Raw genomic sequence first — 25,241 nt, forward strand, 5'->3', positions numbered from 1 at the left:
GGTCGCCAGAAACGCCCGCTCCCCCGGAGCGGGCGTTTGCCAAGGAGAAACTATGAGCTGGCTCGATAAGCTGCTGCCCCCGAAGATCAAGCAAACCGATCCGACGCAGCGCAACAAGAGCATCCCGGAAGGGCTGTGGATCAAGTGCCCGTCGTGCGAAGCGGTGTTGTATCGCAACGACGTGGAAGCGAATCTGCATGTTTGCCCGAAGTGCGACCATCACATGCGCATCGGCGCGCGCGCGCGTCTCGACGCACTGCTCGATCCGGAAGGCCGCTACGAACTGGGTCAGGAAATCGTGCCGGTCGATGCCCTGAAGTTCAAGGACAGCCGCAAGTATCCGGATCGCATCAAGGAAGCGATGGACGACAGCGGCGAGACCGATGCCATGGTCGTCATGGGCGGTGCCATCCACACGCTGCCGGTCGTGGTCGCGTGCTTCGAATTCTCGTTCATGGCCGGCTCGATGGGCTCGGTGGTCGGCGAGCGCTTCGTGCGCGGTGCACAGAACGCGCTGGAGCAGGGCGTGCCGTTCATCTGCGTGACCGCTTCGGGCGGTGCGCGTATGCAGGAAAGCCTGCTCTCGCTCATGCAGATGGCCAAGACGACGGCCATGCTCACGAAGCTGGCCGACGCCAAGCTGCCGTTCATCTCCGTGCTGACCGACCCGACGATGGGTGGCGTGTCCGCCAGCTTCGCCTTCCTCGGCGACGTGGTGATGGCCGAGCCCAAGGCGCTCATCGGCTTTGCCGGGCCGCGCGTGATCGAGCAGACCGTGCGCGAAAAGCTGCCGGAAGGCTTCCAGCGTTCGGAGTTCCTGTTGCAGAAGGGCGCGATCGACATGATCGTCGACCGTCGCAACATGCGCGACGAGATCGCTCGCCTGATCGCATTGATGCAGCGCCAGCCGGCCGACGCGGTCGCCTGAGGGCGATCGTGAGCCGGGTGCGGGCGATGCGTCGCACACGCGGTTGCGTTGCCCCAAAGGGCGGCCCAACGGCGTAGAATGACGCAACGCCACGCCGTGCCGCGCCAGCGGCACCGAAATGCATCACTTCGCAGCAAGCAGCGCGGACGTTAACGACGTCCGCGTTTTTGTTTTCTGCCTGTAAATTCATGCCGACATATTCCACTCTCGACGCCTGGCTCGCCCATCTCGAAACCGCTCACCCCGTGGGCATCGACATGGGCCTCACGCGCATTGGCCGTGTGAAAGAAGCCCTCGGCCTGCAATTCCCGTGCCCCGTCTTCACGGTGGGCGGCACCAACGGCAAGGGCTCGACCTGCGCCATCATCGAAGCGATTCTGCTCTCGGCCGGTTATCGCGTCGGTTGCCACACGTCGCCGCACCTGATCACGTTCAACGAGCGCGCGCGCCTGAACGGCGAAATCGTCGACGACGCCACGCTGCTGCCGCACTTCGAGGCCGTCGAGAAGGCCCGCACGAGTTTCGACACACCCGTCTCGCTGACTTACTTCGAATTCACCACGCTAGCGATCATGCACATGTTCGCCACCGCGGGGCTCGACGCCGTGATTCTCGAAGTCGGGCTGGGCGGGCGTCTGGACGCCGTGAACATCGTCGATGCCGACTGCGCGGTCATCACCAGCATCGACATCGATCACGCGCAGTATCTGGGCAACACGCGCGAGGCGATCGCCATCGAGAAGGCGGGCATCTTCCGCGCCGGAAAGCCGGCCATCTGCGGCGATCCGATGCCGCCGGCCACCTTGTTGGCCGAGGCCGAGCGCATCGGCGCCGACCTGTGGCTGTTCGGGCGTGACTTCAACTACCAGGGCGACAAGCAACAATGGAGCTATGGCGGACGCCAGATGCGTCGTCCCGCGCTCGCCTATCCGGCACTGCGCGGCGCGAACCAGTTGCTCAACGCCTCGGCGGCGCTCGCAGCGCTTGAATCGATGCGCGACGTGCTGCCGGTCTCGGCGCAGGACATTCGTCTGGGGCTCGCGTCGGTCGAATTGCCGGGGCGTTTTCAGGTGCTGCCGGGGCGTCCGGCCGTGGTGCTCGACGTGGCGCACAATCCGCACGCGGCCGCCGCACTGGGCCACAACCTCGACGGCATGGGCTTCTTTCCGTACACCTACGCCGTGTTCGGCGCGATGGCCGACAAGGATATCGAGGGCGTGCTGCGGCATCTCGTCGACAAGGTCGATCACTGGCGCCTGTGCGCGCTGCCGACCGAGCGCGCGGCGAGTCCGGCGGTGCTCGAAGAGAAGTTGCGTGCCGTGGGGTTCGTCGAAGATGCCGATCATTCGGTCGAAACCTTCGAATCCCCTGAGAAAGCCTATGCCGCCGCGCTCGAGCAGTGCGGCGAGAATGATAGAATCGTGGTTTTTGGATCGTTCTTTACCGTGGCCGGTGTGATGACGCACCGCAAGTTGCAACGCCACTGACGTGCGAAGGTGTCTGTGTCGTGACATTTGCTTACGAGAAATGTCATGTGCGCGACGCACCAGATGCGCGATGATCAGTCCAATGACGCGAGTTACGACCTGAGCCAAGGGCCTATGGGATTGTTTTCCTTCCGCAAGAAAGACGCCGAAGCCGTTCCCCCGAAGCGCGGTAGCCGCAAGAGCGGCCGCACCGGCACCCGTACGGCGGGAGGGGGGGAGTACAGCGAGCACGAGCAACTCGACCCGCTGCTGCCTGAGAAGCAACGCGCGCGCCGCCGTCTGGTCGGTGCGCTGGCGCTGGTGCTCGCTGCCGTCATCATCTTGCCGATGGTGCTCGCGCCCGAACCCAAACCGGCCGCCGACGACATCGCCATCCAGATTCCCGGGAAAGACGCCAACTCGCCGCCCGTGCGCGTGAAGCCGCAGGCGGCGACGCCGCCGTCCGACGCGTCGCTCGACAAGGGCGAAGAGGCCGTCGACAGCAGCACGCTCGCCAACTCGGGCAGCACGGCCAAGCCGGCGCCTGCGCCGAGCGGCGTGCCGCCGTCGGCAGCTGTCGCACCGGTGACGCCGGCGCCCGCACCGAGCGCGGTGCCGGAACCGCAGGTCGCCCAGGCGAAGCCCGATACGCACAAGGCCGACGCCAAGTCTGATGCGAAGAAGCCGGAACAGCATGCCGACGCGAAGCCTGCTGCCAAGCCTGATACGCACGACACCGCCAAGGCACAGGCCAAGCCGCAGCCGAACAACAATGCGGCCGATCCGATCGCGCAGTTCGCACAGAACAACACGACGACCAAGCCCGCCAAGCCGGCGGACAACCACGACACCGCACAGAAGCCGGCCGCCTCGGGCGGCAAGTATCTCGTGCGCATCGGGGCATTTTCGACGCAGGATCGCGCGCAGGCCTGGCTCGTCAAACTCAAGCTCGTGAATGTGCCGAGCTACATGGTCAAGAGCTCGGTCGACGGGCGTGAGCTTTACCTGCTGCGCGCGGGCCCGTTCCCCGATCGCAACAGCGCGGAAGCGGCGGGCAAGAAGATTCGCGACGCCGGCCTGACGGCGCAGGTCGCCGAGGCGGGTTGAGTTGGGCGATTCGGTGCATGGCGGTTTGCTGACCGTGGTGGATTACGCTGCCATCGCGATCCTGATCGGCTCGATGCTGCTCGGCATGCTGCGCGGTCTGGTGCGTGAGCTGTTCAATCTGGTCGGCTGGGTGGTGGCGTTCTTCGTCGCACGCGCATTCGGACCGTCGGTGGCGCACTGGTTGCCCGCCGATCTGCCCGGCGGCGAGATGACGCAGGGCGCACTGGGCTTCCTGCTGGTGCTGGTCGCCGTGGTGTTCGGTGCCGGTATCGTCAGCGCGCTGGTAGGCCGCATGACCGACATGATCGGGCTGCGTCCGGCCGATCGCGGGCTGGGCATGTTATTTGGCATCGTTCGCGGTGTGTTGCTCTTGATGTTGTTGATGGTCGCCGCCAAGTTAACGGCGTTGCCACAGGAACCGGTCTGGCAGAAGTCCCTGGTCCGCCCGTGGGTCGAAGCGGGCATGGAACGGCTCATGCCGTACCTGCCGGAGCCGGTGCAGCACTATCTGCGCAAGCCCGAAGCCGCTGTGCCGAACGTCAATCCGCTGGGTACGCCGATTCCCTTGCCACAGTTGGAACCCCATCGCGGCCTGACGCCGCCGGGTGGGCAGGGTGAATCGACGGTGCCGGGTGCACCGCAGGACGGTGGCAACAACCAGGGTTATCGCAACGGAGACGGTCAGCGCGGGCAGTCCAGCCAGTCGATCGAGCCGGTGCGCAGCGTAACGTCGAGCCGTCTGTCGAACCTCATGGGGGGAACGACGACCGTGGTCGGTGGTACGGCAAACGCCGTGGCGGGCCGCAGCGCTGCGGGCCTGATGGGCGATGGCCTGACGGGTGGGCAGGGCGCAGGCGATCCCTCGCAGGGATGGGGCATGCGCAGTGGTGGAACGGGCGGATCGTCCACACCATCGACCGGCCTGCAGAAGGTTTCCGAATGACGGATAATACTGTCCGTTTGAAGCAGATTTCGATGTTTTTTGAAGGATTCATGCCATGTGTGGCATCGTCGGTGTAGTCTCCAAATCCCCGGTCAACCAGTTCATCTACGATAGCCTGCTGCTGCTGCAGCACCGCGGCCAGGACGCCGCCGGCATCGCGACGACGGACGGCCAGTCCTTCTACATGCACAAGGGCAACGGCATGGTGCGCGACGTGTTCCGCACGCGCAACATGCGCGATTTGCCGGGCACCGTCGGTATCGGTCAGGTGCGTTACCCGACGGCAGGTTCGTCGAGTGCAGCACAAGCCCAGCCGTTCTACGTGAACGCCCCGTACGGCATCGTGCTCGCCCACAACGGCAACCTGACCAACTGGGAACAGCTCAAGGACGAGATGTTCCGCGTGGATCGCCGCCACATCAACACGACCTCCGACTCCGAAGTGCTGCTCAACGTGCTCGCGCACGAACTGGAGCAGAGCTCGCGCGACGGCCTGACCGTCAAGTCGCTGTTCGAAGCCGTCGTCAACGTGCATGGCCGCCTGCGCGGCTCGTACGCAATCGTCTCGATCATCTCCGGCTTCGGCCTGCTCGCGTTCCGCGACCCGCACGGCATTCGCCCGCTCTGCATCGGTAGCTCGGAAGGCCCGAACGGTACGGAATGGATGATTGCATCGGAATCGGTGGCGCTCGAAGGCATGGGTTTCTCGTTCGTGCGCGACGTGAAGCCGGGTGAGGCTGTCTTCATCAGCAACGACGGCAATCTCGAGTCGCGCGAATGCGCGGAAGGCGCTTCGATGCACCCCTGCATTTTCGAGCTCGTGTATCTGGCGCGTCCGGATTCCGTGCTCGACGGCGTGCCCGTCTACGACGCACGTCTGCGCATGGGCGACTACCTGGCCGAGAAGATCCGCCGCGAGATCGACTACAAGGACATCGATGTCGTGATGCCGATTCCGGACTCCAGCCGTCCGGCGGCCATGCAGGTGGCCAAGCGCCTGGGCCTGAACTATCGCGAAGGTTTCTTCAAGAACCGCTACGTCGGCCGTACTTTCATCATGCCCGGCCAGGCGATGCGCAAGAAGTCGGTGCGTCAGAAGCTCAACGCCATGCGCGTCGAGTTCAAGGACAAGAACGTGCTGATCGTCGACGACTCGATCGTGCGCGGCACCACCAGCCAGGAAATCGTGCAGATGGCGCGCGACGCCGGTGCCCGCAAGGTGATTTTCGCGTCGGCCGCGCCGCCCGTGAAGTTCCCGAACGTGTACGGCATCGACATGCCCACGCGCAGCGAGCTGGTCGCCCACGATCGCACCGACGAGGAAGTGGCACGCATCATCGGTGCGGACGAACTGATTTATCAGGACGTCGAGGACATGAAGGCCGCGGTGCGCGACATCAATCCGGCACTGACCGATTTCGACGCTTCGTGCTTTGACGGTAACTACGTAACGGGCGATGTCACGGTGGAATACCTGAATCGTCTGGAGCAGCAGCGCAAGGCGGCGCCCAAAGCCCCGGTCGCGGAAGCCAGCGAGGGCGACGATGCCGAGCCGCGCGGCGCCCAGCTTGGCCTCTGAGCCAGTCGCGGCAGGGCGGCTTGACCGTCCTGCCGGAACTCATAGCACGGGAAGCGGCCGGCACTCGGCGCAACCCGTCGCCGGGCGGCGGGGAATTACCAGCGCCGTCGGCAACGTGCTACACTGCATCTCACGTCGATTTGATTTCAGCTTGCGGACGTGGGGGAATTTCCCCGAAACAGCTAAAGCGAGGCCTAGACAGATGGATTTCGAGCCCGTTTTGCTGACCAGCGAAACGGGCTTTTCTTTTTTTGGCCGGCGGTCGTGCCAGAACCAATGACGAGACACATGATGGACTCCTTCGATTTCGATACCCTGGCGGTGCGCGCGGGCACGCAGCGCTCCGAGTTTGGTGAGCATTCCGAGGCGCTTTACCTGACCTCGAGCTTCGTATTCAAGAGCGCGGCCGAGGCGGCCGAGCGCTTTGCGCATTCGGAGGAAGGCTTCACGTACTCGCGCTTCACCAACCCGACCGTGTCGATGTTCCAGGACCGTCTGGCGGCGCTCGAAGGCGGCGAAGCCTGCATGGCGACCGCTTCGGGCATGAGCGCGATCGTCTCCGTCGTGATGACGGCCCTCTCGGCCGGCGACCATCTTGTGAGCTCGCGCAGCATCTTCGGCTCCACGCTCAACGTCTTCTCCACGATCTTCAATCGCTTCGGTGTCGAGACGACCTTCGTCGACCCGACCGATCTCGACGCCTGGCGCGCCGCGATTCGTCCGAACACGAAGATGTTCTTCCTGGAAACGCCGTCGAATCCGCTCACGGACATCGCCGACATTACCGCCATCGGCAAGATCGCGAAGGAAGCGGGCGCGCTGTTCGTCGTCGACAACTGCTTCTGTACGCCTGCGCTGCAGCGTCCGATCGAGTACGGCGCTGATGTCGTCGTGCACTCGGCCACCAAATACCTCGATGGACAGGGGCGCGTGCTGGGCGGTGCGATTGTCGGCACGAAGGAATTCATCATGGGCAAGGTCTTCCCGTTCGTGCGCAGCGCGGGCCCGACCCTCTCGGCGTTCAACGCCTGGGTGCTGCTCAAGGGCATGGAGACGCTGTCGCTGCGTGTCGAGAAGCAATCGGACAATGCGCTGGCGATCGCCCAATGGCTGGAGCAACAGCCGCAGGTCGGCCGCGTGTATTACCCGGGCCTGCCGTCGCACCCGCAGTACGAACTTGCGCAGCGTCAGCAGAAGTCGGGCGGCGCCATCGTGGCCTTCGAGCTGAAGGGCGCGACGCCCGCCGAGCAGCGTGAGAACGCATGGCGCGTGATCGACAGCACGAAGGTGTGCTCGATCACCGGCAACCTCGGCGACACGCGTACGACGATCACGCATCCGGCGAGCACCACGCACGGTCGCATCACGCCGGAAGCGCGCGCTGCGGCGGGCATCACCGAAGGGCTGATTCGTCTGGCGGTGGGGCTTGAGTCGCCGGCCGACATTCAGGCGGATCTGGCACGCGGTTTCGCGAAGTGAGCGGGGCGGCAGTCATGAGTCGATTCTGGAGTGAGGGCGTGGCAGCGCTGACGCCCTATGTCCCGGGCGAGCAGCCGCAGATGCAGCGGCTCATCAAGCTCAACACCAACGAGAACCCGTACGGTCCGTCGCCGCGCGTGCTCGCGGCGATTCGCGAAGCGCTCGGCAGCGACGCCGACGCGCTCAAGCTGTACCCCGATCCCGATGCACGCCGCTTCAAGCAGGCCATTGCGCGACGCTTCGGTCTCGAGGTGGCGAACGTGCACGTGGGCAACGGTTCCGACGAAGTGCTGGCCAACGTGTTTCAGGGCCTGCTCAAGCACGACAAGCCGATCCTGTATCCGGACATCACGTACAGCTTCTATCCGGTGTACTGCGGCTTGTACGGCGTGGCGTTCGAGAACGTACCGCTGACCGAGACGTTCGAGATTCGTGTCGACGACTACCTCAAGCCCAACGGCGGCATCATCTTCCCGAATCCGAATGCGCCGACCGGACGCGTGCTGGCGTCGGGCGAGATCGAGCGATTGCTGGCGGGCAATCCGGATTCGGTCGTCGTGATCGACGAGGCCTACATCGATTTCGGCGGCGAGAGCGCGGCGGGACTGATCGCGAAGTATCCGAATCTGCTGGTCGTGCAGACGCTTTCGAAGTCGCGTTCGCTCGCGGGGTTGCGTCTGGGTTTTGCCATCGGGCACCCCGACCTGATCGAAGCGCTGGAGCGCGTGAAGAACAGCTTCAACTCGTATCCGCTCGACCGTCTGGCTCAGGCGGCCGGTGTGGCGGCGATCGAGGACGAGGCATATTTCGACGAAACGCGTCACGCCGTGATCGCGAGCCGCGAGGCATTGGTCGAACGTCTGACGACGCTCGGTTTCGACGTCTTGCCGTCGACGGCGAATTTCGTGTTCGCGCGTCACCCGTCGCACGACGCCGCACAGTTGTCCGCGGCATTGCGCGAGCGCTCGATCATCGTGCGTCACTTCAAGCACGCGCGTATCGCACAGTACCTGCGCATCACCGTGGGCACGGAAAGCGAGTGTCAGGCGCTCACCGACGCGCTGCGCGAGATGCTGCAAGCCGCGTAACCCGCCCGGCGGGATGACGTCGATCCGGCGTCGTCCCGCGAGATCGATCCCCCTTGCGGCGCCTCGCCATGACGTCAGGCTTTTGTTGCATGAGGTGATGATTTTTCATCGCCAACGCAGTTGCGCAGACTGCGTTATGCTTGCCAATTCCCCCAGCGGTCATCGGAGACGTCGCATGTCGCATAACGTAGAACTGTTTATCAACGGGCAGTGGAAGGCGGGCGTGGAAGGCCTGACGCTGCCGATCGAAAATCCCGCCACGGGCGAGACCATCGGTACGGTGGCACGCGCCACGCAGCCGGATCTGGACGCTGCCCTGGCCGCTGCCGAAGTCGGCTTCGCCAAGTGGCGCGAAATCGCGCCGTTCGAGCGCGCCAAGCTCATGCGCAAGGCTGCCGGCCTGCTGCGCGAGCGCGTGGGCGACATTGCCCGTCAAATGACGATGGAGCAGGGCAAGCCCATCGGCGAGGCCAAGGGCGAACTGCTGTCGGCCGCCGACATCATCGAATTCTTCGCCGAGGAAGGCAAACGCGCCTACGGCCGCCTCGTCCCGGCGCGTGTGCCGAACGTCTATCAGATGGTGATCCAGTCGCCGGTTGGCCCGGTCGCCGCCTTTACGCCGTGGAACTTCCCGGTCAATCAGGTCGTGCGCAAGGTGTCCGCCGCGCTGGCTGCCGGCTGCTCGGTGATCGTCAAGGCGCCGGAAGAGACGCCCGCCTCGCCGGCCGGCTTGATCCGTGCGTTCGCCGACGCCGGCCTGCCCGATGGCGTGCTTCAGCTCGTGTACGGTGTGCCGGCCGAAATTTCCTCGTATCTGGTGCCGCACCCGACCATCCGCAAAGTGTCGTTCACCGGTTCGACGCCGGTGGGCAAGCAGCTGGCTGCGATGGCCGGTCTGCACATGAAGCGCGCGACGATGGAACTCGGCGGCCACGCTCCGGTGCTGATCTTCAACGACGCCGACATTGCCGCTGCCGTGCGCAATCTGGCCGCGGGCAAGTTCCGTAACGCCGGTCAGGTGTGTATCGCGCCGACGCGTTTCCTCGTGCAACGCGGCGTGTACGATCAGTTCGTCGATGCCTTCGTCAAGGCGGCTCAAGCCGTGCGCGTGGGCAACGGTCTGGACCCGGAAACGACGATGGGCCCGCTGGTCAATCGCAAGCGTTTCGACGCGATCAGCGCCATCGTGGACGATGCCGTGGCCAATGGCGCCCAGCTCAAGACGGGGGGCAAGCGTGCGGCCGAAGGCGGGCACTTCTATGCGCCGACGGTGCTGTGCAACGTGCCGATGAGCGCGAAGATCATGCATGAAGAGCCGTTCGGTCCTGTGGCGATCATCAATCCGTTCGATACGGAAGACGAGGCGATTGCCGAGGCGAACCGTCTGCCGTACGGGCTGGCAGCCTATGCCTATACGACGTCGCAAGGCACGGCACATCGCCTGGCCGCTCGCGTCGAGAGCGGCATGCTCACGATCAACCACTCGGGTCTGGCGCTGCCGGAAGTGCCGTTCGGCGGCGTGAAGGACAGCGGTTACGGGTCCGAGGGCGGTCCGGAAGCGCTCGAAGCCTATCTGCAACCGAAGTTCGTGTCGCGTCTGGAGGTTTAAGGCACGCCGGGCTTCGTTGCGTCGTGCGTCATGACGCGCGGTACGCGAAGCCGGCGAACCACGACATCCATTGGCGTTGCGTCGCGATCGTTCACTGACGCTCACTGAAGCTCACGTGACGATTGGCGCGATGCGAAGACGGCCGGCACCCTGCGAGGGGATGCCGGCCGTTGTCTTTTTGCGTGGCGGTTGTACGGCAGCGAACTCACGCGTCACGCGCCGCTTCCAGCGACGCCAGCCGTGCGGCGCGTGACCGGGCGATGATGGCGAGTTGCGTCGCGAAGCCTGCCGTCATGGCAAAGAGACAGGCCTTCACGCCGAACGCCGACGCGATCCACGCCCCGAGGAATGCCCCTAATGGACGCGCCCCGAACGTAGCCGTCATCGTGACGGCGGATACGCGAGCGACCATGCCGCCGGGCGTGACGATCTGGCGCAGCGACGTCGTCGAGATCGTCCACACGATCGGCCCGAAGCCGAACAGAAAGAACGCCGCGAAGATAACGACGTATGCCGGACCACCGCCGGTGAGTGTCGTTGTTGCGGCCATCAGCAGTGCTGCCACGGCGGCGCAGACCGGACCGAGCAGCACCTGGCGTCCGAACCGAAGCCGCTGCGCCACGCGCGCATAGCCCATGGCACCGCAGACCATGCCGAACCCGTAAGCGCCCAGTGCGGCACCCACGGCCTGCGGCGAGAACGCCAGCGCATCGATCGCGTAATACGCAAAGATCGCCAGCAGCAAATACCACGACGTATTGAAGACGAATGCCGTCGCCACGATGGCGCGCAGGTACCGGTTGTGCACGATGAAGCGTACACCCTCGCCGAGTTCGTGGAAAAAGCGCCGTTTCGACGCGGCGCGAGGCGCTTCCGTCGGCAGCCGCGACAGCCAGAAGGCGCTACCCAGCGATAACGCGAAGGCCGCCGCGAAGGCGAACAGGCCGGAGGCCACGCCTGCCAGCACGCCGCCGATGGCCGGGCCAGCGGTGAACGCAATGCTGCGGGCGGTTTCCAGTCGCCGATTCGCAGTGAGCAGGTGGGCCGGGCCGACCAGCGTCGCCACCAGCGATGGTGCTGCCGCGCCGAAAACGACCGTCCCTGTCGCCATTGCGAAGCCCAGCGCACCCAGTGCCGTGAGCGTCAGCCAATGCATCTGGAACAGGGCGAAGAGCATCAGCAACGCTACGGCGCGCAACAGTTCCGTCGCGATCATCAGAGGTTTGCGGCGATAGCGGTCGGCAAGCACGCCCGCAGGCAGCGAGAGCAGGAGGAAGGGCAGGGTCGTCGCGGCTTGCAGCGATGCCGTCTGCTCGGCCGACGCCCGCAGCGCGATCACGGCGACAATCGGGATGACGGCCAACGTCATCTGCTCGCTGAACTGCGCGGCGAGATTCGCGCGTGAGAGCGACGTGACGAGCGCATGCATCGACGACGCGTCTTGCGACGTCTCGGGGGCAGCGTCTTGCGGCATGGGGGAAGCGAACGGCGGACGGGCGTCTGGCATCGGGAGTCCCTTCGAATCGGTGATCTCGAAAGGAGTCTAGGCACTTCGCCGAACCCCGGCGCTCCGTTTCTTGCGATTGAATTCGCGCAGGGTACGGGGCAGTGATCCGCGTCAGCCCGCGTTCTCGGGGCGTTCGCCGTCCGATGTCACGGGCGGGTAAGCGGTGCCGTTGATTCGCCTTGTCGCAGGCCGGAACGCGTCGCTGAACACGTCGTGCGACGCGTCGTAATACGCCGAGTCGATATCGAGCAGGCCAAGCATCGTATGCTCGATGCGGTCGGTCTGGTACGGCCGGGATTCGAACGCGGCGCGCGTGCTCGGGTCGAGGCTCTCGCGCTTCCACGCCAGCATCGGGATCTCGTAGCCCGACGTGTCGGCCACCGACTGCCCCGTGTGGTTGCGCGTGTGACCGACTTCCTGCGCGTGATCCGAAGCGTACAGCAGGCTCGCGTCAGACGATTTGTCGAGCGCCATCGTCTTGCGGACCAGATTCGCGACGACATAGTCGTGGTACGCGACGGCATTGTCGTATTCGTTGCGCAGACGGCGCACCCAGCGCGAGCGCCCTTGCGCTTCGAGATCGCGCATCACGATGTCGTCGGTATTGTCGAAGCGCTCGAAGGTCTCCGGATAGCGCATGTCGTAGGTCGGGTGCGCGCCGAGCAAATGCACGACGATCAGCTTGCGCGGGGCGTCGCTTGCCAGTGCGGTGTCGAAGGCCGGCAGCAGATCGCCATCGAAATTATTCTCGCCGCGTCCGAAGCCCTTGTTGATGAACACGCGTTCGTCGGCACGATTGGCGACGAGCCCCAGCCAGCCGTCGTTGGGCACCTGATTCGAGAGCCAGTAGGTGCGATAGCCCGCTTCCCTGGCGAGCATCATGAGATCGGGATGACGTGTCCAGGCCTGCGGATCGTCGAGGCTCGCGGGTGTGAGCATTTTCATGAGCGAGGCCATCGTCGCCGGTTCGGACGACACGACGTCTCGAAACACCGTGAGATAGCCACGCAGGGTGCCGAGCATGGGCGTGGTATTGCGCGCGTAACCGTAGAGCGACATGTTGTTGCGGTTCAGGCTCTCGCCAATGATCCAGACGACCGTCTTGCGCTCGGGGCCGTGGTACTGCACTTGCCACGCGTCGCGCTGCGCCATCGTCGTGGCGAGCTTGCGCTGGAGTTCGTCGGCGTACGCGAGTTGTCCCTTGTAGTCGAGATAGCGCAACGGCCAGTACAGCAGCGGGTTCTCCTTGGCCATTGTGGGATTCAGGTGCAGCACGAGAAAGCCGGTGAGCAAGGTCGCCACGGCGATCTGGCTGCGGCGTTGCATCGGTTGCGGCCCGCGTGCGGCTTCGCGGCGAGACAGGCGGCGCTCCATCGCCACGACCCCGGCGAAGATGACGGCGAACGCGCCGCTGGCGCCGGCGATATCCCGCCAGTTGTGGAGGAAGAACTCGCCCGTCTCGGACGGATTGGTATTGAATACCGCCTGCAAGACCAGCAGATGATTCGGACGTAATCCGAAGTAGTCGCGCAGAAAGCCCTTGATGGCGGCGTCGAGGAAGAAGAGGGCGATGACCCCGAGCGTCGTGGCGCTCAACCAGCCGGGTCTAGCACGCAGCAGGAGGCAAAGCCCCGCGAGGCCGGGCAGGGCCGTGATCATCAGCGCGGCGCTTTTGCCGAATTCGTTGGCGCTGAGCATGCCCAGTGCCCAGAAAGTCCCAAGCCCGAGCAACGCAAGGCCGAGCCGGTGCAGCAGTGATTTCAAGTCGGTGTCCCCTCAATGCCTCTGGCACGTCGATGCGTGTCTGTCGAGTCTTGCGGCGCCGATGTCGGCGCGGCGTTGCCAGTCTCGCGCGGCGGTGCGCGGTGGCATCGCGCTTCGACAGAGGATTGGGGGATTAGTGTCGCACTGCTCAATTTTTGGGACAAACGCCATTCGGTATTCCGAACGTTTCGAAGGCGGTCCCGGTCGCGGCGCGTCAGTGCAGACGCGCGCCGTTGGGCACCGGGCGTTCGACGCCCGCCAGCACGATGGCGCCGCTCGCGTCTGCAAACCCGGTGACGAGGACTTCGGACGCGACGCCCGCGATTCGCTTGGGCGCGAAGTTGCACACACACAGCACCTGCCGCCCCACGAGCGATTCCGGCGTGTAGTGCACGGTGATCTGCGCGCTGGACGTCTTCACGCCTAGTTCGCCGAGATCGACTTCCAGCACGTACGCGGGCTTCCTGGCTTTCTCGTTGACGCGTGCTGCGACGATCGTTCCCACGCGCAGCTCGATCTTCTCGAAGTCCTGCCACTCGATGGTTTCCGCCATGCTCTGCTTCCTGAAGTTGTCGAATGAATCCACAAGCCTAGCGCGCGGCACGCCTGCGTGGCTTGTGAAATACGGCAGGCAGCGGGCGAGCCGGGACGTCAGTTCGACGCCGTCTCCAGCGCCGCGCGTTCGCGCCGCCAGGCGGCGGGCGTGCGTCCGAAGTGCTGGCGAAACGCGTGGGTGAGGGCGCTCTGGTCGTTGAAGCCGACGTCCAGCGCGATATCCGCGAGCGTCGCATCGTTCTCGGCGAGCAGCAGTGCGGCGCGTGCGAGCCGCAGTCGCATGAGATGGCGGTGGGGCGTCTCGCCGGTCATCGCCACGAAGCAGTCGTGAAAGTGCCGCACGCTCATGCCCGCCTCATGGGCCAGCGTGGCGTTGTCGGGCGGGATGGCAAGATCGGCTTGCAGGCGGGCGTCGATCTGCGCCAGATCGAGCCGCAGGGTGCGCGATGCGGGGCGCGTCGGCGCCAGACGCGCCGTCAGTGCCGTGAGCCATTCGCGTACGACGGGGTCGTGCTCGTTGAGCGGCTGTCCGTCGTCTACGCTCGCACTCACGCGCCGGGCCAGCGCCAGCAGCGACGTGTCCAGCGCGAAGAACGCTTCATGCGCGAACGCGCGCGCGGCGCCGGTCACGGTGGCGACACGGGCGGGGACATCCAGCACCACCTGTCGGTTGGGGCCGTCGCCCCGGTAGTCGTGACGCACCCCGGCCGGAATGACCACGCCGTTACGCGCGCCCACTCGGCCGAACTGCGAGGTATCGCCCTCCAGCGACAACGACATGCGCCCGGACAGCCCGATCACGACCTGATGAAAGTCGTGGGTGTCGGTGCTGTCGGTCGGACAGTACTCGCGCAGTTCGAGGATCGGGGCGGACATGAGGCGGAGGCGATGTGGCAGCGGTAGCAGGACGCGACGCAATAAGAGAATCAGTTCAGTAAATCAGACGTTATCACCTTCGTGGGGAATAAGGCACGAAAGGTGCATGACTCCAGGTTATGAGAAATCGCGCAAAGCAATCCCGGATTCATTGGTTCGGGCACGCGGGACGCGTCGCTACACTGGATCTCCAGTGGCCGGAATCCTCCGGCCGGCACGGTGCGGCGGCCGGATTCGCCAGGTTTGGCATCTGATGCGAAGCCTGACCCGATGGGATGCGCTGCCGGGTGCGCTTTGATTTCTCATGGCCGGCGGCATGTGTCGCGCGGGCCGCTTCTTTGGCAGGGAAGTATGACATACGCCGTCACGATTTCGGGCAGCCCGTCGGGCGCCTCGCGCAGCGCCCGGTTGCTGCGTTTCGTCGAATCCGAACTGGCTGCGGCCGGTGTCGCGGTGCGGCGTATCGACCTCCGCGCGCTGTCGCCCGCCGCGCTGCTCGCGGCCGATACGTCGCACGACGATCTGCGCCACGCGCTGGCGCAGGTCGCGGGTGCGCAGGCGGTGGTCGTTGCCACGCCGGTCTACAAGGCGGCGTACAGCGGCCTGCTCAAGGCGTTTCTCGACGTCTTGCCGCAGGACGGTCTCGCCGACAAGCTCGTCGCACCGTTCGCGACGGGGGGCAGTCCCGCCCATTTGCTGGCGCTCGACTACGCGCTCAAGCCCGTGCTGTCCGCGCTCGGCGCGCAGCACATTCTGCGAGGCGTGTTTGCCGTCGACCAGCAAGTGCCGAAGGAAGAGGGGGCCGTGCTCGACGCGACGATTGCCGAGCGCCTCGGCGCGACCGTCGATCAACTCTCGCAGTGGTTGCACGAGCGCGAGGTCATCCGTCAGTGGCCGGGCAAGGCCATCGGTGCGACGCGTACGAGCGTTGCTCGCGCCACGTTGGCCGCGTGAGTGCCGGAGTTCGCATGCAAGTTTTCTGGTTCATTCCCACGCATGGCGATACGCGCTACCTGGGCACGTCGGACGGCGGGCGCGTATTCGACTTCGACTACGCCCGCCAGATCGCCAGCGCCGTCGATGCGCTCGGTTACGAAGGCGTGCTGCTGCCGACAGGGCGCTCGTGCGAAGACGCCTGGGTCACCGCGTCGAGTCTGATCGGCGCTACGCGACGGCTGAAATTTCTCGTTGCCATACGCCCCGGTATTGCCTCACCCGCGCTGACCGCGCGCATGGCCGCGACCTTCGATCGGCTGTCGGGCGGACGGTTGCTGATCAACGTGGTCACCGGAGGCGACGCGGGGGAACTGGAGGGGGACGGCTTCTTCGCCGATCACGCCGAACGCTACGCGGTGACCGACGAATTCCTGCGTATCTGGCGCGGTGTCTTCGAGAAGTCGCACAGCGGCGAGAGTCTCGATTTCGACGGCAAGCACCTGCGCGCGAAGGGCGCAAAGCTGTTCTTCCCGCCGGTGCAGGCACCGTATCCGCCGCTGTATTTCGGTGGGTCGTCGGAGGCGGCACGTCAGATCGCCGCCGAGCAGCTCGACGTCTATCTGACCTGGGGAGAGCCGTTGGCCGACGTGGCGGAGAAGATCGCGGACGTGCGTGCACGCGCCGCGAAACTCGGGCGCACATTGCGTTTCGGGCTGCGTTTGCATGTCATCGTGCGGGAGACCGAAGACGAGGCCTGGCGCGCAGCCGATGCCCTCATCAGCAAGCTCGACGACGCGACCATCGACCGGGTGCAGGCGCAGTTCGCGAAGATGGATTCGGAAGGTCAGCGACGCATGGCGGCGCTGCATGGTGGACGGCGCGACAAGCTCGTGATCGCACCGAACCTCTGGGCGGGCGTGGGCCTCGTGCGAGGCGGCGCAGGCACGGCACTCGTCGGCGATGGCCCGACGGTGGCGCAACGGCTGCGCGAATACGCCGATCTGGGCATCGACACGTTCATCTTGTCGGGATACCCGCATCTCGAAGAGGCGTACCGCTTCGCCGAGCTTGTGTTCCCGCATCTGCCGCGCGAGGTGCGTGAGCGCCTGGGCAACGTCTCGCTGTCCGGTCCGATCGGCGAAGTCATGGCCAACAACCTCGTGCCGCAGGCGTCGCAAAGCTGAGTGACTCGCCGGGCCGCACCGGGCCGCTCCGGGCGCCATCGACGGCTCGCTCCTCACCGAGTACGGCATTGATGAAAAGCACGGGGTCGCCAGGTCCCGGGGAGAAATTCGCATGACGCAAACGACTTTGACGGATGCCGCCATTGGCGGCACGTTCCACGCAACGCCCGGGCCGGGCGGATTGCCTGCCGCGCAACGCTATCGGCGCTTTTCGCGCAACGTCGCACGACGGCTGGCACCGTGGGTTGTCCCCGTTGTCCTCGTGGCCCTCTGGCAACTCGCGGCGCGTCAGGGTTGGTTGTCGACGCGGGTGCTGCCCGCGCCCTCCGCCGTGGTCGATGCCGCGTGGCAACTCGCCGTGAGCGGACAGATCTGGCGCGACATCGGTGTCTCGACGGGCCGTGCGGTCGCCGGTTTCGTGATCGGCGGCGGTCTCGGGCTGCTGCTCGGCATGGTGACAGGCTTGTCGCGCTTCGCGGAAACGGCACTCGATTCGTCGTTCCAGATGCTGCGCAACATTCCACATCTGGCGCTCATTCCGTTGGTGATCCTGTGGTTCGGCATCGACGAAAAGGCCAAGCTGTTTCTCGTGTCCATCGGTGTGTTCTTTCCGATGTACCTGAACACCTACGCCGGCATTCGCGCCGTCGATCCGCAACTCGTGGAAATGGCGCGCAGCTACGGCTTGCGAGGCTGGGCGCTGTATCGCGACGTCATTTTGCCGGGCGCGTTGCCATCGATTCTCGTGGGCGTTCGCTTCTCGCTCGGCTTGATGTGGGTGACGCTGATCGTCGCGGAAACGATCTCCGCGCAGTCGGGCATCGGTTACCTGACGATGAATGCCCGCGAATTCCTGCAGACCGACATCGTGCTCGTGGGCATTCTGCTGTACGCATTGCTTGGCAAGCTGGCCGACGTGCTGGCCAAGGAACTGGAATTCCGCTGGTTGCGCTGGCATCCGGCCTTTCAACGAGGAGCCGCCGCATGAGCGCACAACAACTGGCCCCGGTCGCCGGGGTGGACATCGAAGCCGAATGGACGGCCGAGCAGCGCGCCACCGGGCATTCCCGACCTCTCGCGCTCGACCCGCAGGCCGATCCGTTCGGCACGCAGTTGCCGGTGAATCTGCCGCGAAGTGCGAACGGTCACACGCCGGCCTTGCCGCGTACGTCATCGGTCTCGGCGGGGACGAATCTTAAAGTGGTGCATCCGGCGAGTGACGAGGCCCCGGCTGCAACGCCGGCATCGGCAGGGTTGCGCGTGGACGCCGTCGGCAAACGTTACGGCGAGCGCTCGGTCCTCTCGGACTTCTCGCTGACGATTCCGCGCGGCGGATTCGCCGCAATCGTCGGTCGCAGCGGATGCGGCAAGTCGACATTGCTGCGGCTGATCGCCGGGCTCGAATCACCCGATGCCGGTCGCATCACGCTCGATGGTCATGCGCTCGGCGATGCCGCGGGCCAGGTATCGACGCGCATCATGTTTCAGGACGCTCGCCTGCTGCCGTGGCGCACGGTGCTCGAGAACGTCGCGATCGGACTGCCGAAATCGTCGCATGCTCAGGCGCTCGACGTACTGGGCGAGGTCGGTCTGGCCGAACGCGCCAACGACTGGCCCAGCCGGTTGTCCGGCGGTCAGCGTCAACGGGTGGCACTGGCGCGCGCATTGGTCCACCAGCCCGACTTGCTGTTGCTCGACGAACCACTGGGTGCGCTCGACGCGCTCACGCGCATCGAAATGCACGCCCTCATCGAACGTCTGTGGCGCACCCACGGCTTCACGGCGCTGCTCGTGACGCATGACGTGCAGGAGGCAGTCGCGCTTGCCGATCGCGTGGTGCTCATCGAGCAGGGACAGCTTGGCCTCGATCAGCCGGTGTCGCTCGCGCGGCCTCGGGCGCGCGGCAGCGTGGCGTTCGCCGAGCTGGAGTCGCAGGTCCTCGCTCGCGTGCTGCAAACCGAAGCGGCGCCTGCGGCGCAGGTTGCTGCCCCGGAACCGTTGTGGCCCGCCGCGACGGTGCGCTGGGCCGTCTGAGCGCTACCGATTTCAATTCACTCTCGCATTTCGAACACAGGAGTTCATCATGGGTATCACCGCCATCAACGTCCGTAACCAGTTCAAGGGCCGCATTCGCGAAATCCTGCGTGGCCCCGTGCTCTCCGAGGTCGATGTGGAAACGCCGAGCGGCATCGTTACGTCGGTCATCACCACGCGCTCTATCGACGAGCTGCGCCTGGATGTCGGCTCCGAAGTGGTCGCGCTCGTCAAAGCCACCGAAGTCTCGCTCGCAAAACTCTGACGTCGGGGCCGGGCGGTGCCCGGCGGTCGTCCCGGTTGCCAGGTACTGCCCGGTGTCACCCGGTATTGCCCGACTGTTCGCCCGTCCTGACCGAGTGTCCGGGCGACTTCCGAGACGGGACGCGGGAAATTCCGATGCCGGTCTCGGACTGTGCCGCGAATGCACGCACTCGGCTGATATAATGACGGCTTCCCAATGTTGGCGACCCGCCTGCGCGAGACCTTCCGCCGCGGGCGTTTTTGTTTGTTGCCGACGCGATGCACCGAAGCCAAACCATGACCACTGTCCGCACCCGCTTTGCGCCTAGCCCGACCGGATTCATCCATCTGGGCAACATTCGTTCCGCTCTCTATCCGTGGGCGTTCGCGCGTCACAATCAAGGCGCGTTCGTGCTGCGCATCGAAGACACCGATCTCGAGCGCTCGACCCCGGAAGCCGTGCAGGTCATTCTCGAAGGCATGGAATGGCTCGGCCTCGACTATGACGAAGGCCCGTTCTATCAGATGCAGCGCATGGATCGCTATCGCGAGGTGCTCGAGCAACTGAAGACGGCGGGTCACGTGTATCCGTGCTACATGAGCGTGGAAGAGCTCGATGCACTGCGCGAGCAGCAGCGTGAGCGTGGCGAGAAGCCGCGTTACGACGGCCGCTGGCGTCCGGAACCGGGCAAGGTGTTGCCCGAGCCGCCGGCGGGCGTGCAGCCCGTGCTGCGTTTCAAGAATCCGCTGACCGGCAGCGTGGTGTGGGAAGACGCCGTCAAGGGCCGCATCGAAATCTCCAACGAAGAGCTCGACGATCTGGTGATCGCGCGCCCGGACGGCACGCCGACGTATAACTTCTGCGTGGTCGTCGACGACATCGACATGGACATCACGCATGTGATTCGCGGCGACGATCACGTGAACAACACGCCGCGTCAGATCAACATCTTCGAAGCGCTCGGCAAGCAGCCGCCGGTGTACGCGCATTTGCCCACGGTGCTCAACGACCAGGGCGAGAAGATGTCCAAGCGCAACGGCGCCATGAGCGTGGTGCAGTACCGCGAGGAGGGCTTCCTGCCGGAGGCCGTGGTGAACTATCTGGCGCGTCTTGGCTGGGCGCACGGCGACGCCGAAGTCTTCACCCGCGAGCAGTTCGTGGCGTGGTTCGACCTCGACCATCTGGGCAAGTCGCCTGCACAGCACAATCCGGAAAAGCTGCTGTGGTTGAACAACCAGTATCTGAAGCAGGCCGACAATGAACGTCTGGCCGGGCTGACGGAGCCGTTCCTGCAAAAGGCGGACGTGTCGATCGAAGGCGGGCCGTCGCTCGCCGGTGTGGTCGCGCTGTTCAAGGACCGCGCGAACACGATCAAGGACATCGCTGCCAGCGCCGAGATGTTCTATCGCAAGCCGGTGCCGTCGGAAGCGGACGTGGCGCAGCATATGACGGACGTGGCCCGTGCCGCGGTGAAGGATCTCGCCACGGGGCTCGCCGCGCTGCCCGAGTGGAAGAAGGAAGCCATCTCGCCGGTGTTCAAGGCTACCCTCGCGCAGCACGGCATGAAGATGCCGCAGTTGGCGATGCCGGTGCGCCTGCTGGTCGTCGGCACGACGCACACGCCAGCCATCGACGCCGTGCTCGAATTGCTCGGCCGCGATACGGTGCTGGCCCGTCTGGGCGCCTGAACGGGCAAAGCAGACGTGCCGCAACGCCGGCGGCCGAGATATTCGGCCGCGCGGTAACGTGGCACCGTTCGCGCATTGGCAGCACTGAGCAACAAAAAACCCCGGGATGCGTTGGCATCGCCGGGGTTTTTTGTTCGGGGCGCGACAGTGCGTCGCGACCCTTGCGTTGTGCGTCGTCGCTTACGACTGCGCGCCGTCTTCCGCGGCTGCGGCACGCTTCGCGGGCGAGACCGGGCGTTGCGTGCGCGAATAGCCTTCGAGCAGGTGCACCATCTGCACGTAGATCTTCGGGTTGCCTGCGAGGATTTCGCCTTCGAACAGGAAGTTCGATTCGCCGGTGTAGTTGCCGACCAGACCACCAGCTTCCGTGATCAGCAGGCTGCCTGCGGCCATGTCCCACGCGTTCAGGCCTTGTTCGAAGAAGCCGTCCATGCGACCGGCAGCCACGTTTGCCAGATCGAGCGCGGCAGCGCCCGGACGGCGGATACCTGCGCAGTGTTCGGTCATCGTGCCGAACATCTTCAGGTAGTTTTCCACCCCTTGCAGATCGCGGAACGGGAAGCCCGTGCCGATCAGGCCGTCGGCCAGACGGTCGCGGCGCGACACACGAATCCGCTTGCCGTCGAGGAACGCGCCGCGGCCGCGCGACGCCGTGAAGAGTTCGTTGCGGGTCGGGTCGTAGATCACCGCTTGCGTGACGACACCCTTGTGCGCGAGCGCGATCGAGGTGCAGTAGTAGGGCAGGCCGTGGATGAAGTTGGTGGTGCCGTCGAGCGGATCGATGATCCACTGGAATTCCGAGTCCGAGTTGCCGTGCGCTTCGCCCGATTCTTCGGCGAGGATGGCGTGGTCGGGATAGGCCTGGAGGAGGGTCTCGATGATCGCTTGCTCAGCCGCTTTGTCCACTTCCGTCACGAAGTCGTTGTGCTGCTTCTTGCTGACCTTGACGGTATCGATGTCGAGGGAGGCACGGCTGATGATGTTGCCGGCGCGGCGCGCGGCTTTCACCGCGATATTGAGCATGGGATGCTGCATGACAGATTCCTGTTAAGGCCATCGCCGACGGTACGCACAACCCCACATGGGATCGGCCGGCAGGCGTGGCAGACAAAGCGAACGAATTGAGCAAGAACGATGCCCGGCAAGTGCCGTACCGGATTCCGGCGGCTCGATTGCGGGGCGAAAACGCGCATTTTATCAAAAATACGTGTCGTGCGCTGGAGTGTCTGCGCCTTCTGACCCTTTTTCGATTCCGGCGCAACCGGGTCGTCTCCATGTCGTGTCGGCCCGCAGCAGGCGCGATTCAGGGCAAAATAGCGACAGTTGCCGCCGCAGTGCCGCTTTACGGCCCATGCGTGGCGACGGGTTCGCTCGCTTTCCTCGTTTTCTTCTCTTCGTTTTCGCCATCGTCGCTGTCTCATGTCCCAGTCTGCTGCTCATTCGTCGTCGTTGTTCGATCAAGTGCGTTTCGTGCTCAACGAGACCAGCCATCCGGGGAATGTCGGATCGGCGGCTCGTGCCATCAAGACGATGGGATTCGGACGGCTGGTCCTTGCCGCGCCGCGTGCCGGGGCCGACGTGCTGCGCGATCCCGAGGCGGTAGCGCTCGCGAGCGGGGCGGACGATGTGCTGGCCAACGCGCTGGTCGTGCCCGATCTCGACACGGCGTTGCAGGGCGTGAGCTGGGCGGTGGCGCTTTCCGCGCGGTCGCGCGAGTACGGCCCGCCCAACGCGGAGCCGCGTGAGAGCGCCGCGATTGCCGTGCAGCATGCCGGGCAGGGCGAGGCGGTGGCGTTTCTGTTCGGCAGCGAGCGCACCGGCTTGTCGAACGCCGACGTGGAGCGCTGCAACGCCCTCGTGCACATTCCGGCCAATCCGGTCTACAGCTCGCTCAATCTGTCGCAGGCGGTGCAGTTGATCGCGTGGGAAGTGCGCATGGCGTGTCTGGCGCGCGAGCGCGGCGAAGTGCTGACCGTTGCGCCGGTTCGCGCGACGTCGTCCGACAGCGGCGCAGCGAATGGGGCATCTGCGGCCGGACACGAAGCGCTCGCCACGCGAGACGACGTCGAGGGCATGCTCGCGCATCTGGAAAGCGCACTCGTCGCCCTCGACTTCCTTGATCCGGACAATCCAAAGAAGCTCATGACGCGCCTGCGTCGGCTCTTTGCCAAGAGTCATCTGGAGCGCGAGGAAGTGAACATCCTGCGCGGCATCGCGAAACATATTCTCGAGCGCAAGGTGCGCCGCTGATGGGGAGCGTCGGCACGTGCGAGCACGTGTCGCGAAAAGGCCATACAATTCCCAGTCACATGCTTATCAGCCTTTCGCGGATATGACCCGTTTGCGCCAGCGTTGCGCTGCCTCCCTGCCTTATCACGTGCACTGTTAACCCTGCACCGACCTGCATGACGCGTCACGCGTCATCGCTTCGCAACGCGCCGCCGCCTTTGGCCGGCGTTCACCGTTTCCAGATCTTCAAGGTCATGTCGCGACTTCCCGCCCGCCGCAGGCGAATGGGGGATGCGCATTTCAGGATCGACTCAAGGCCCATGTTCACTCGTCTTCGCGAAGATATCGCCGCCATTCGGCAAAAGGACCCCGCTGCCCGTAGCAACTGGGAAGTGCTGACATGCTATCCCGGCCTGCACGCCGTGATGCTGCATCGCGTCGCCCACGGCTGCTGGCGCTCGGGATTCAAATGGCTCGGGCGCTATATCTCGCAATACGCGCGCTTTCTGACGGGCATCGAAATCCATCCGGGCGCCACGCTGGGGCGCCGCGTCTTCATCGACCACGGCATGGGTGTCGTGATCGGCGAGACGGCCGTCGTCGGCGACGACTGCACCATCTATCAGGGGGTGACCCTTGGGGGCACGTCGCTCACGCGGGGAGCAAAGCGTCACCCGACGCTCGCGCCGGGCGTAATCGTGGGGGCAGGGGCGAAGGTGCTCGGCGGCTTCACGGTCGGTGAGGGCGCGAAGATCGGCTCAAACGCCGTGGTCGTCAAGGAAGTGCCTGCCGGCGGGACGGCCGTGGGCAATCCTGCGCGCATCATTCGCCCGGATGCACCGAAGGCGGATGCCCAGGCCAAGCCGGGCAACGGCCGCAAGCCGGAGTTCTCCGCTTACGGGATTGCGCCGAATGCCGACGATCCGGTGTCCCTCGCCTTTCACGGGCTGATCGAGAACGCGACGGATCAGTCGCACAAGATCGACGTGATGGTGGCGGCGCTCAATCAACTCGGCGCGCATCTCGAAGCGCTCGGTGCGAGCAAGATCGATACCGCCGAACTGCGCAAGCTCGGCAAGGAAATTCAGGACATGTAAGGCGTCGCGCGCCAGTGTGCGCCGGATGGCAAAACGGCCCGTCGTTCGTGCGGGCCGTTTTGCATGGTGACGAGGAAAGCTTACGCGCTTCCCGGCGTTCCGGACGGGGGCGTGGTGGCCGGCGCCGATGGTGCAAGGTCGACGGCGCGCAAGCCGTGGCTGTCCCATTGCAGGTACCCGCCGCGTGGCGGATCGATGTCGAACTCCCAATCGGGCAAGACCCAGCGCACGCGGCGCCCGTCGGCGTGACGCGCCGGGCGGTGCGTATGCCCATGCACCAGCGTGCGCTCGCCCGCTGCGTCGAGCAGCGCTGCGATGGCGCCGGCGTTCGCGTCGGCATAGGCCATGCGATGCGCCCCCTTGGCGGCGCTGCGGCGGCGGATGCGATCGGCGATGGCCATGCGCAGCCGCAATGGCAACGTCAGAAAGAAGGCCTTGCCGAGCGGCGAATGGGCAATGCGGCGAAAACGCTGATAGCCGACATCGTCGGTGCACAACTGATCGCCGTGACTGAGCACGAGCGCCTGCCCGAGAAATGAAAAGACGCACGGATCGTCGAGCATGACCGCGCCGGCGGCCCGGGCAAAGCGCTTGCCGAGGAGGAAATCGCGATTGCCGCGCATTACGGCGATGGGGACACCGCTGGCGGACAACTCGGCCATCGCCGCCGTCATGCGTCGCGCGAAGGCGCCGAGCGGTTCGGGGGCGGCGGTGTCGGGGGCGTTCGCCGTCGGGTCCGCGTCAAGCATGTCGTCGCCGATCCAGTATTCGAACAGATCGCCGAGGATGAAAAGGACGGATGCTTCACGCGCGGGGCCGCGCAGGAAGTCCTCGAAGACTTGCACCGTGCGCGGCAGCGCCGGCGAGAGGTGAAGGTCGGAAATGAAAAGCGCGGGCCCGTCGCCCCGTGGTGTCACGGGGCACTGCG

Annotated in this window: 22 protein-coding genes; 16 read left to right on the forward strand and 6 right to left on the reverse strand. The window is 65.2% G+C overall.

Going from position 1 to position 25,241, the window contains the following annotated elements; translation table 11 throughout:
* The first annotated feature begins 52 nt into the window (after positions 1 to 52).
* The 8 genes from accD (at position 53) to ABWO90_RS13390 (ending at position 10,199) form a co-directional block, all read left to right on the forward strand.
* The gene (accD, locus tag ABWO90_RS13355) at positions 53 to 928 is read left to right on the forward strand and encodes an acetyl-CoA carboxylase, carboxyltransferase subunit beta (RefSeq protein WP_353191722.1); all 876 of its coding nucleotides are present in this window, start codon (positions 53 to 55) and stop codon (positions 926 to 928) included.
* Positions 929 to 1,116: 188 nt separating this feature from the next.
* Entirely contained in the window at positions 1,117 to 2,415 is a 1,299-nt protein-coding gene (gene folC, locus ABWO90_RS13360; RefSeq protein ID WP_353191723.1) for a bifunctional tetrahydrofolate synthase/dihydrofolate synthase, read from the forward strand.
* Positions 2,416 to 2,529: 114 nt separating this feature from the next.
* On the forward strand, positions 2,530 to 3,501 hold the full coding sequence (locus ABWO90_RS13365; RefSeq protein ID WP_353191724.1) for an SPOR domain-containing protein: 972 nt from the start codon (positions 2,530 to 2,532) through the stop codon (positions 3,499 to 3,501).
* A 1-nt stretch (position 3,502) separates the two neighbouring features.
* Positions 3,503 to 4,444: a CvpA family protein gene (locus tag ABWO90_RS13370; protein WP_353191725.1), complete on the forward strand. Its 942-nt coding sequence runs from the start codon at positions 3,503 to 3,505 to the stop codon at positions 4,442 to 4,444.
* Positions 4,445 to 4,499: 55 nt separating this feature from the next.
* Positions 4,500 to 6,023: an amidophosphoribosyltransferase gene (gene purF, locus ABWO90_RS13375; RefSeq protein WP_353191726.1), complete on the forward strand. Its 1,524-nt coding sequence runs from the start codon at positions 4,500 to 4,502 to the stop codon at positions 6,021 to 6,023.
* Between the two features lie 288 nt (positions 6,024 to 6,311).
* Positions 6,312 to 7,502, forward strand: coding sequence for an O-succinylhomoserine sulfhydrylase (locus tag ABWO90_RS13380; protein WP_353191727.1), 1,191 nt, complete (start codon positions 6,312 to 6,314; stop codon positions 7,500 to 7,502).
* 14 nt (positions 7,503 to 7,516) lie between these two features.
* Positions 7,517 to 8,590, forward strand: coding sequence for a histidinol-phosphate transaminase (gene hisC, locus ABWO90_RS13385; RefSeq protein WP_353191728.1), 1,074 nt, complete (start codon positions 7,517 to 7,519; stop codon positions 8,588 to 8,590).
* A gap of 175 nt (positions 8,591 to 8,765) precedes the next feature.
* The gene (locus tag ABWO90_RS13390) at positions 8,766 to 10,199 is read left to right on the forward strand and encodes an NAD-dependent succinate-semialdehyde dehydrogenase (RefSeq protein WP_353191729.1); all 1,434 of its coding nucleotides are present in this window, start codon (positions 8,766 to 8,768) and stop codon (positions 10,197 to 10,199) included.
* Between the two features lie 205 nt (positions 10,200 to 10,404).
* Here ABWO90_RS13390 and ABWO90_RS13395 read toward each other — a convergent pair whose 3' ends face one another.
* The 4 genes from ABWO90_RS13395 to ABWO90_RS13410 form a co-directional block, all read right to left on the reverse strand.
* Positions 10,405 to 11,706 carry an MFS transporter gene (locus tag ABWO90_RS13395; protein ID WP_353191730.1) on the reverse strand — a complete coding sequence of 434 codons (1,302 nt, stop codon included), beginning with the start codon at positions 11,704 to 11,706 and terminating at the stop codon, positions 10,405 to 10,407.
* 111 nt (positions 11,707 to 11,817) lie between these two features.
* On the reverse strand, positions 11,818 to 13,470 hold the full coding sequence (locus ABWO90_RS13400; RefSeq protein ID WP_353191731.1) for a phosphoethanolamine transferase: 1,653 nt from the start codon (positions 13,468 to 13,470) through the stop codon (positions 11,818 to 11,820).
* A gap of 214 nt (positions 13,471 to 13,684) precedes the next feature.
* On the reverse strand, positions 13,685 to 14,023 hold the full coding sequence (locus ABWO90_RS13405; RefSeq protein ID WP_353191732.1) for a tRNA-binding protein: 339 nt from the start codon (positions 14,021 to 14,023) through the stop codon (positions 13,685 to 13,687).
* Between the two features lie 98 nt (positions 14,024 to 14,121).
* On the reverse strand, positions 14,122 to 14,901 hold the full coding sequence (locus tag ABWO90_RS13410; protein WP_353191733.1) for a helix-turn-helix domain-containing protein: 780 nt from the start codon (positions 14,899 to 14,901) through the stop codon (positions 14,122 to 14,124).
* A gap of 351 nt (positions 14,902 to 15,252) precedes the next feature.
* On the opposite strand from ABWO90_RS13410, the gene ssuE reads away from it, so the two are divergent.
* The 6 genes from ssuE (at position 15,253) to gltX (ending at position 20,987) form a co-directional block, all read left to right on the forward strand.
* Positions 15,253 to 15,855, forward strand: a complete 603-nt coding sequence (ssuE, locus tag ABWO90_RS13415) for an NADPH-dependent FMN reductase (protein ID WP_353191734.1) — start codon at positions 15,253 to 15,255, stop codon at positions 15,853 to 15,855.
* Between the two features lie 14 nt (positions 15,856 to 15,869).
* Positions 15,870 to 17,021: an FMNH2-dependent alkanesulfonate monooxygenase gene (ssuD, locus tag ABWO90_RS13420; RefSeq protein WP_353191735.1), complete on the forward strand. Its 1,152-nt coding sequence runs from the start codon at positions 15,870 to 15,872 to the stop codon at positions 17,019 to 17,021.
* A gap of 112 nt (positions 17,022 to 17,133) precedes the next feature.
* Positions 17,134 to 18,009 carry an aliphatic sulfonate ABC transporter permease SsuC gene (gene ssuC / locus ABWO90_RS13425; protein WP_353191736.1) on the forward strand — a complete coding sequence of 292 codons (876 nt, stop codon included), beginning with the start codon at positions 17,134 to 17,136 and terminating at the stop codon, positions 18,007 to 18,009.
* On the forward strand, positions 18,006 to 19,055 hold the full coding sequence (locus ABWO90_RS13430; RefSeq protein WP_353191737.1) for an ATP-binding cassette domain-containing protein: 1,050 nt from the start codon (positions 18,006 to 18,008) through the stop codon (positions 19,053 to 19,055). The genes ssuC and ABWO90_RS13430 overlap by 4 nt, the downstream gene beginning before the upstream one ends.
* A gap of 49 nt (positions 19,056 to 19,104) precedes the next feature.
* Positions 19,105 to 19,320, forward strand: a complete 216-nt coding sequence (locus tag ABWO90_RS13435; protein ID WP_010807342.1) for a TOBE domain-containing protein — start codon at positions 19,105 to 19,107, stop codon at positions 19,318 to 19,320.
* 275 nt (positions 19,321 to 19,595) lie between these two features.
* Positions 19,596 to 20,987 carry a glutamate--tRNA ligase gene (gene gltX / locus ABWO90_RS13440; protein WP_353191738.1) on the forward strand — a complete coding sequence of 464 codons (1,392 nt, stop codon included), beginning with the start codon at positions 19,596 to 19,598 and terminating at the stop codon, positions 20,985 to 20,987.
* Positions 20,988 to 21,167: 180 nt separating this feature from the next.
* Here the strand turns inward: gltX and ABWO90_RS13445 are convergent, their stop codons facing one another.
* Complete coding sequence (locus tag ABWO90_RS13445; protein ID WP_353191739.1) at positions 21,168 to 22,022, reverse strand: inositol monophosphatase family protein; 855 nt, start codon at positions 22,020 to 22,022, stop codon at positions 21,168 to 21,170.
* A 384-nt stretch (positions 22,023 to 22,406) separates the two neighbouring features.
* Between ABWO90_RS13445 and ABWO90_RS13450 the strand changes: the two genes are divergently transcribed.
* A complete protein-coding gene (locus tag ABWO90_RS13450) occupies positions 22,407 to 23,237 on the forward strand; it encodes an RNA methyltransferase (RefSeq protein ID WP_353191740.1) in 831 nt (276 codons plus the stop codon).
* A 299-nt stretch (positions 23,238 to 23,536) separates the two neighbouring features.
* Positions 23,537 to 24,313 carry a serine O-acetyltransferase gene (gene cysE, locus ABWO90_RS13455; protein WP_353191741.1) on the forward strand — a complete coding sequence of 259 codons (777 nt, stop codon included), beginning with the start codon at positions 23,537 to 23,539 and terminating at the stop codon, positions 24,311 to 24,313.
* 80 nt (positions 24,314 to 24,393) lie between these two features.
* Here cysE and ABWO90_RS13460 read toward each other — a convergent pair whose 3' ends face one another.
* Positions 24,394 to 25,230, reverse strand: coding sequence for a UDP-2,3-diacylglucosamine diphosphatase (locus ABWO90_RS13460; RefSeq protein WP_353191742.1), 837 nt, complete (start codon positions 25,228 to 25,230; stop codon positions 24,394 to 24,396).
* Positions 25,231 to 25,241: the final 11 nt, after the last annotated feature.

It is taken from the genome of Pandoraea pnomenusa (genome assembly GCF_040391475.1).
GTDB classification, from domain to species: Bacteria; Pseudomonadota; Gammaproteobacteria; order Burkholderiales; family Burkholderiaceae; genus Pandoraea; species Pandoraea pnomenusa_C.